Source organism: Pseudomonas sp. Sample_24 (assembly GCF_004307605.1).
Classification (GTDB): Bacteria; Pseudomonadota; Gammaproteobacteria; order Pseudomonadales; family Pseudomonadaceae; genus Aquipseudomonas.
In genome coordinates this window covers 1-6,649 of record NZ_RCNW01000529.1, presented here as the reverse complement: position 1 = coordinate 6,649, position 6,649 = coordinate 1, and the positions used below count along the sequence as shown (strand labels likewise).

Here is a 6,649-nt window from a genome sequence, read left to right as displayed (position 1 = left end):
AGCACGACCTTGCCAAGGTCGGGGTCGCGAGTTCGAGTCTCGTTTCCCGCTCCATATTCAACAAAAACGCCGCTCAGCAATGAGCGGCGTTTTTGTTTGCGCGTGTTCTTCCGGTAAGAACTCCACCCTCAAAATTTTGGGGGCTGGCGCTGTTCTTCGGCCCCAACGGGGCCAAGCAATGACACTTCCATTTCTTGTTGGCTGGCCAAGCTCGAAGACCTGGGCTGCCCGGAAGGGGTGGACCGCAATCTGGTGCCGTCGGTCGTCTTTGCAGTCGAACTGTAATTTTTGACAGGTTCGGTCATGTAGGTTTTGCCCTACTGTTTAGGTGTGCCACAGGGTCAAGCAATGTTCTTGTCATCACCGATAGGAAGAAAGGCAGCCATGAGTCAGGTGTTCCAGATTCCAACTCAGAAAGATCGAACTGCGGTCAACATGGCGCAGATGGCCACGAGCATTGCAGTACAGCGCCCATATTTTGCATTTGATTCGCTCTACAAAGTCTCTGGCGAGTGGGATATCTGGGGGGATTTCAAGCCTGAGCAACCGCTGGGGAGCGAGCTCGGACCATTGGCTACGGCCGAGGCCGGGCGCCACTTGGCTATCCTGGGGTCGTGCGCTGCTGCGCTGGCGCAGGTTGAAGGTGAGCGTGTGTATTACTTGGCCTCACGAGCTCACTGGGATTTGCGGTACAACCCCATGAGGTTTGGCCAAACTCCGTTGATGACCGCTCGGGCTAAGATCGTTGAAAGGTCACGAAAAAGGGTGCTCGCAAGAACCGAGCTGTTGATCGAGGGGCAGTTGTACGCAGAGTTGTCCGTGGATTACCAAGTGCTGTCAGAAAAGACATTTCAAAAGCTCTTCTCAAACCATCTAGTGCCCACTACCTCGAGCTCTGTTAGTTCTCCATACGCTGAAGCGTTCCCATTGTCGGTGCTTACGTTGAGTGAGCAGGAGATCACTGCTGAAAGTGTTGGGTTCTCGGCAGCCAGGTGTGAAGGACACTTCCCTGACTACCCGACGTGGCCCGTGGCAGTTGTCATGTATGGTCTGAGTCAGGTCATGTCTCGGCTACTGGATCATAAGGTGGGTCGGGTTACTCCCTTTAGGCTCTTACATGTGAGATTAGCGGCAGACGAGCTGGTTTCTGCCGATAAACAACTGCTGTTCAGTGCTTGTTTCTCCTCCGTGTCTACTGACGGAAAACTCTGTGATGTGGTCTGCAACGCTGCTTATGGCGACAGGGTGATTGCCACTACTCAGGCTAAAGTTGCGATTGAGTGAGTAGTTTAAGGATCGAACCGTAAGCCTTCTCGCCAGAGGTCCCGGGTTCACGGAGTCGAAGAGGGGCAGAATCTTGCCGCCACTCTTCTAAGCCCAGATCGGAGTTGCTGCGCGTTTACATCGACAACATCAACCGCCCCGCAAACAAAATCAGGACCACACCCATGGTGCGTTCAAACCAATGGCCCATGCGCATGAACAGCAGTCTGACCTTGGGGCTGGAAAAGAACAGCGCCACGATCACAAACCACAGGGCGTTTACCAGGCACATCCACACCCCGTAGAGCGCCTGAATCTTCAGTGGTGTGGTGGCGCTGATGAGCGTGGTGAAAATCGCCAGGAAAAACAGTGTGGCCTTCGGGTTGGTGGCGTTGGTCAGAAAACCGGTGGTGAAGGCCTTCAGCGATGTCTGCTGGATAACCGGTTCATCAGTGACTTTATCGCCCTCGAGTACGGATCTGGGCTGGCTGCGAATCAGGCTGACGCCCAGATACAGGATGTAGGCGGCGCCCACGACCTTGGCCACCGTGAGCAGCCATGGCGTGGTGTGCATCAAAGCGCCGACGCCCAGCACCGTATACAGCACATGCACGGAAATGCCTGCGCCGATGCCCAGTGCGGTGCAGATCCCCACCCATCGGCCAAAACGTACGCTTTGGCGGATGGTTACGGCGAAGTCCGGACCGGGGGCGACCACGGCGAGAAAGTGCACGATTGCCAGCGCCAGAAATTCACCCAGGTAATTTGAAAGCATCTCAACTCCAGAAAGTCAGGGGGGAAGCCGTGCCGCGATAGCCGACAAAAAATGAAAGGCTCAGGCGTGGTTCGGCCACGCCCGGGGTCACTGAGTGCATGCGGCGGGAGTTGAACATGATGAAATCCCCGGGAGCGGGGAGAATCTCCAGCGCTGGCGTACCAAGCAAAGCCGGTTCGATGCCGTAACTGTCGCCGCGCATTTCGTCGAATTGTTCCGGGGAAATGTCGTCGTCCCACAACTGCAGAGCACCGCCTTCGGTGGGCATGTTCAGGTAGACGTTGCAGGCGAACTGCGCCTCCAGGCTTCTGGCCTGGAAGCTGTCCGGGGCGTCCTTGGCGAAGATGTCGTGATGGGCAAGAAAGCACACACCGGGTTTCACCACGCGGGAGAGTCCGACGTACATCTTGCGTCCGTAGAGGTTTTCCAGGTGCGCTCCCGCCGGCCAGGATTCGTCGAGCATGCAGCGCAGGGTGTCGACCGGCGACGGGTAGGGCGCACACCGGTTGCGTAATTCTGCGATGTTGCGGGTGGCGCGTTCGAAATAATCCTCTATCAACAGCGGCTGGTTTTCCGCCTCGTAAAACGCCATGCCGATACGGCCGATACTGGGCGCGTTGATATAGCCTTCAAAGCCGGGTGCGAGGATCTTGTCGCCAATCTGCATCGCCAACGGCGTGGGTAGCCAATTTTTTACGCGTATGGCGAGGACTTCTTCATTGGCCAGTTTTTTTATGCACGTCTCATCGAGACGCTCGACGTCTAGCATCATGTCTCAGGTCCATCTATCAGAGAGTCGACGAAGCCTGCGAGTGCAGGCTCCTCCCGGCGTCGGGCAATGGCTTGGGGGCCATCGCCCAAAGGCTCAGTCCACGTGGTAGTGGACGGATAACGTCCCTTTCTTTTGCGAAAGGGATTCGATCGTGACCGTGCCCAATTCCTTGAGGCTACGTACATGGGTGCCGCCGCAACCGTAGGCGGGCAGTTCACCGAAACCTATTTCCCGGGCGCCTTCGCGCAGTGATATCAAGCGCGGCAGGTCGTGGGCGATCCACTGCTCGATGCCTCCCTGCAGGGTTTGCGCTTCAACTTCCCGGGCCGATTCCGTCGGTTTGAACTGCACACGCCCTTCGCCAGGCCAGTGATGCGCCTTGATCGGCATCCAGCCCATGGCCTGGACGAAATGGCCGATCAGGTGGCCGGCTGAATGCATGCGTGTATTGAACTGGCGACGCTCTTCGTCGATCCGGATCTGGGTCATACCGATTTTTACCGGACTGTCGACGAAGTGGACGATCCGGTCCGGGTCCTGGACTACGCGCAGCACTCGGCTTTCGCCAATCCAGCCGGTATCGAAGGGTTGCCCACCGCCCTGCGGGTGGAACAGTGTTGCGCGCAGTACCACGGCAAATTCGCTCTCGTGTGGCGTGCAGTCCAGGACTTCCACGTTGGCCTTGAGCTCATCACTATGGAAAAACAGGCGAAGCGTCATGTTCCGTGCTCGAATAAAAAATTCTGTTTTTTATTATATGAAGGGTGGAATAGCGTGATAATCCGTTCAAACATCAAAGGACTGTTGCGTTGTGAGCATAAATCTACCGTTGCCTCTTCTTGGTGAAATGGCGATTTTCGTCAAGGTTGTCGAGACCGGCAGCTTCTCCGAAGCGGCACGTCAATTGGGCTCTTCACCCTCGGCGGTCAGCCGCAGTATTTCGCGACTGGAGAAAGCGCTCGCGACGCGACTCCTGCAACGCACCACGCGCAAGCTGCGTTTGAGCGACGGCGGGGAAGAGGTGTTCAAACGGTGCCAGGAGATGGTCAACGCTGCCCGTTCAGTGATGGAGATCAGTGGTCAGTTCACCGATGAGCCAGAGGGGGTGGTGCGTCTCAGTGTGCCGAAAGCGGTGGGTCGGATCGTGATCCATCCGCATATGCCGGAGTTCTTGCGCCGTTATCCGAAAGTGGATGTGGAGTTGTTGCTCGAGGATCGTCAGGTGGATTTGATCGACGATCACGTCGACCTGGCGATACGCATTACCGATCGGCCGCCTGCTGGGTTGGTGGGGCGTCAGTTGCTGACGATCGACCATATGCTCTGCGCGACACCGCAGTATCTGGCCGAACATGGAACACCGGCTCATCCCCATGACTTGCTCAACCACAGTTGCATTTATCTGGGGGAAACCCCGAGCGATGCGCGGTGGAAGTTCAAGAAAGGCAACAAGCTGGTCACTGTCGGCGTGCGCGGGCGCTATGCCGCCAATCACACGGGCGTGCGGTTTGGCGCGGTATTGCAGCACATCGGCATTGGCAGCCTGCCTTACTTCACGGCGCGCCGAGCCCTGGAGAAGGGGTTGATGGTGCAAGTGCTGCCGGAGTGGACCTTCCTGGCGTCCTACCACGGCGGAGCCTGGTTACTGCATTCGCCAACCCGATACCTGCCGCCCAAGCTTCGGGTGTTGATCGATTACCTGGTGGAGTGCCTGGAGAAAGAGCCGACGTTGGGCAAGCCGGGCAAGTCGGACAGCTTGAGTACGGCGGTATCGGAGTATGAACTGCCCGAGAGTGACGGGTTGTTCTGAGCAAAGACTCGATCTGTCGGCAAAACAAAAAGGCCCGCATGTTCGGCATGCGGGCCTTTTCATACAACGTCTTTCAGATCAGTGCTTGCTGTCCTGGTTGGACAACGCCAGTAGCTGCTTTTCCTGGTTCCAGTCAAACGGCTCGTCGTTCTGTTCGGCTTCGAAGCGACGTTCTTCCAGTGCCTGATACAGATCGATTTCGTCATCAGGCATGTAGTGCAGGCAGTCGCCAGCGAAGTACCACAGCAGGTCGCGCGGGACCAGGTGAGCGATTTGCGGGTAGCGGGTGATCACCTGGCACAGGATGTCCTGGCCCAGGTATTGGCTTTCGATCGGGTCGACCGGCAGCAGTGCAAGCAGTTCGTCGAAGCGCTCCAGGAACAAGGCATGGCTTTCGTCGGGAACCTGTTCGGCCTCACCTACGGCGACCAGGATGCTGCGCAGGTGGTCGAGCAATACGAGATGATCGGCAACGATGTTGGACACGAGATAAGTCCTCAAGAGCAAAACGGGCGCGGGAGTATAAAGCTCCTGCGCCCGTTTTTACATGGTGTAGCGGCTCGGTTTGATCAGCGGACCTTCCCCGCGGCTATCGCCAGTTCCTCTTTGTCGAAGTCATCGACATCGATCACCTTGCGCCGCGCCGCCTCGGCGTCACGCAGGGTTTGCGCTTCCACCGGTTGCAACACGCCGGCCTCCAGCGCGGCATCGATCACGTGCTCGCCTGCGACCGGTTTGACCTGTCCGCTCTTGAGCGCCACATGCAGTTTTTTCTGCAAGGATTGCGCAGCGCCCGACAGGTTGCAGGCATGTTGCAGGGCGCCGACCGGGTCTTCCAGCGATTGCGGGCGGTAGCAACCCAGGAGCACTTCCTCCAGCGCCGGGTCACCTTTGGCCCGACCGATAACCGCAGCAACCTGTGCGCCCAGCTTGTCGGAAGGCCCTTTGTGGCGACGACCGAACGGGAACACGATCACCCGCAGCACACACGCCAGGACTTTGTTCGGGAAGTTGTTGAGCAATTCATCCATGGCCCGTTCGGCCTGGCCGAGGCTTTCCTCCATGGCCCAGGCAAACAGCGGCTCCATGTGTTCCGGCGCGTCGAGGTCGTTGTAGCGCTTGAGCGCGGCGCTGGCCAGGTACATGTTGCTGAGTACATCGCCCAGGCGTGCCGACAGGCGTTCGCGGCGTTTCAATTCGCCACCGAGCAGCATCATGCTGAGATCGGCCAGCAATGCGAACGCAGCAGCCTGCCGGTTGAGAGCGCGGAAATAACCCTGGCTGAGCCTGTCGCCCGGCATATGTTCCAGGTGTCCAAACCCGAGATTCAGCACCAGCGTGCTCGCGGCATTGCTGACGGCAAATCCGATGTGCCTGAGCAACAGGCCATCGAATTCAACCAGTGCCTGATCCTTGTCTTCACGGGTGGCCAGGGCCATTTCCTTGAGGACGAAAGGATGGCAGCGAATGGCCCCCTGACCGAAGATCATCAGATTGCGCGAAAGAATGTTCGCGCCCTCGACGGTAATGAAAATCGGCGCGCCACACCATTTGCGCGCGAGGTAATTGTTCGGTCCCTGGATGATCGCCTTGCCGCCGTGTACATCCATGGCGTGGCTGATGCATTCACGGCCCCGTTCGGTGAGGTGATACTTGAGAATCGCCGACAGCACCGAAGGTTTCTCGCCCAGGTCCACCGCATTGGCCGTCAGCATCCGCGCGGCATCCATCATCCAGGCGTTGCCGCCGATGCGGGCCATGGATTCCTGAATGCCTTCGAACGCCGCAATCGGCACGTTGAACTGTTCGCGAATCTGCGCGTACTGGCCTGTCACCAGGCTGGTGAACTTGGCCATGCCGGTACCCACCGCCGGCAGGGAAATCGAACGCCCGACCGACAGGCAATTCATCAGCATCATCCAGCCTTTGCCGAGCATTTCCTGGCCGCCGATGAGGAACTCCAGCGGGATGAAAACGTCCTTGCCGGAGTTCGGACCGTTCATGAACGCTGCGCCCAGTGGCAGGTGAC

General features: G+C 58.1%; 7 protein-coding genes. 2 read left to right on the top strand and 5 right to left on the bottom strand.

The features are described 5' to 3' along the window. Positions 1-384 precede the first annotated feature (384 nt). A complete protein-coding gene (locus D8V06_RS29830) occupies positions 385-1,284 on the top strand; it encodes a hypothetical protein (protein ID WP_130932379.1) in 900 nt (299 codons plus the stop codon). Between the two features lie 115 nt (positions 1,285-1,399). On the opposite strand, the gene D8V06_RS29825 is transcribed toward D8V06_RS29830, so the two are convergent. The 3 genes from D8V06_RS29825 to D8V06_RS29815 all read right to left on the bottom strand — a co-directional run bounded on the left by D8V06_RS29825 (position 1,400) and on the right by D8V06_RS29815 (position 3,530). Beyond that, positions 1,400-2,038 (bottom strand): LysE family translocator, encoded by a 639-nt coding sequence (locus tag D8V06_RS29825; protein ID WP_130904444.1) that lies wholly within the window; start codon positions 2,036-2,038, stop codon positions 1,400-1,402. Position 2,039: 1 nt separating this feature from the next. After that, on the bottom strand, positions 2,040-2,810 hold the full coding sequence (locus D8V06_RS29820) for a 2OG-Fe(II) oxygenase (RefSeq protein ID WP_130904443.1): 771 nt from the start codon (positions 2,808-2,810) through the stop codon (positions 2,040-2,042). 93 nt (positions 2,811-2,903) lie between these two features. After that, complete coding sequence (locus D8V06_RS29815; RefSeq protein WP_130904442.1) at positions 2,904-3,530, bottom strand: alanyl-tRNA editing protein; 627 nt, start codon at positions 3,528-3,530, stop codon at positions 2,904-2,906. A gap of 91 nt (positions 3,531-3,621) precedes the next feature. Here D8V06_RS29815 and D8V06_RS29810 point away from each other — a divergent pair, with 91 nt between their 5' ends. Continuing rightward, positions 3,622-4,620, top strand: a complete 999-nt coding sequence (locus D8V06_RS29810) for a LysR family transcriptional regulator (RefSeq protein ID WP_130932378.1) — start codon at positions 3,622-3,624, stop codon at positions 4,618-4,620. Positions 4,621-4,698: 78 nt separating this feature from the next. Here the strand turns inward: D8V06_RS29810 and D8V06_RS29805 are convergent, their stop codons facing one another. After that, positions 4,699-5,106: a PA2817 family protein gene (locus D8V06_RS29805; RefSeq protein ID WP_007972361.1), complete on the bottom strand. Its 408-nt coding sequence runs from the start codon at positions 5,104-5,106 to the stop codon at positions 4,699-4,701. 83 nt (positions 5,107-5,189) lie between these two features. Beyond that, positions 5,190-6,649: acyl-CoA dehydrogenase (locus D8V06_RS29800; RefSeq protein WP_130932377.1), on the bottom strand; the 1,460-nt coding region annotated here is incomplete at its 5' end.

What these genes read in the sequence shown, in the direction of transcription:
- D8V06_RS29815 (WP_130904442.1), bottom strand. Translation starts at nt 3,530, where the DNA reads ATGACGCTTCGCCTGTTTTTCCATAGTGATGAGCTCAAGGCCAACGTG.
- D8V06_RS29825 (WP_130904444.1), bottom strand. Translation starts at nt 2,038, where the DNA reads ATGCTTTCAAATTACCTGGGTGAATTTCTGGCGCTGGCAATCGTGCAC.
- D8V06_RS29830 (WP_130932379.1), top strand. Translation starts at nt 385, where the DNA reads ATGAGTCAGGTGTTCCAGATTCCAACTCAGAAAGATCGAACTGCGGTC.
- D8V06_RS29820 (WP_130904443.1), bottom strand. Translation starts at nt 2,810, where the DNA reads ATGATGCTAGACGTCGAGCGTCTCGATGAGACGTGCATAAAAAAACTG.